Annotated in this window: 1 pseudogene; it reads right to left on the bottom strand. The window is 62.1% G+C overall.

What is annotated here, in order from left to right:
- Window positions 1–583 precede the first annotated feature (583 nt).
- A pseudogene (locus C7G61_RS42735) lies at window positions 584–649 on the bottom strand (30S ribosomal protein S4); the annotation flags it as partial.

Raw genomic sequence — 649 nt, 5'->3', positions numbered from 1 at the left:
GGGCTTTCGGGGGTAGGTGCCGCCGACAGGACTTCGGCTCCTCCGGCGAGTGGGCTCGGGGTTTCACCCTCTGCCCCACCACCGAAAGCCAACTCAAGTTGGTGTTGCTGCCGCTTGGTCCGTCGAGACACCTGCTCTACTTGCCCTCTCGGACGTTCGGGCCTTCGGCCTCGCGGCCTACTATGCCGTCTGCTGACTTCTCCGCCACGATCACGGGCCTTGCAGCCCGCTCAGTCCGGAAGATCGGACATGCCGGAGATCTCCCGAGGTAAGTTCGACCGCCTTCCCCGCACACCTGCCGGATTTACCGCCTCGGTCTTTGATGACCGTGGACTTTGCAGCCTTTCGCCTGCTCGTCCGGCCGAGGCGGCCTCGTATCCGGTTCTTGTTCATCAGGTCGCGGTTTTGCTCCACGCTTCCTTCAGACCCCACCTCGCGGTGGCGCCCTTGCGCTTTGCTAACCCTTCGCCGCCATCAGGCTGGGTAGAGGACTTGCACCTCCAAGCTGTCGAACATGCTCGGCACACGAAAAAAGGCCGCCCACTGGGCGGCCTTTCCGTATTCGAAATCGGCTGTTCGCGAATTAGCGCGAATAGAACTCGATCACGAGATTCGGTTCCATCTGGACCGGGTACGGCACTTCCGACAG

Origin of the sequence: Bradyrhizobium algeriense (assembly GCF_003062295.1) — a bacterium.
Lineage (GTDB): Bacteria > Pseudomonadota > Alphaproteobacteria > Rhizobiales > Xanthobacteraceae > Bradyrhizobium > Bradyrhizobium algeriense.
The sequence above is the reverse complement of the archived record's forward strand: the minus strand, read 5'-3'. Positions and strand labels throughout refer to the sequence as shown.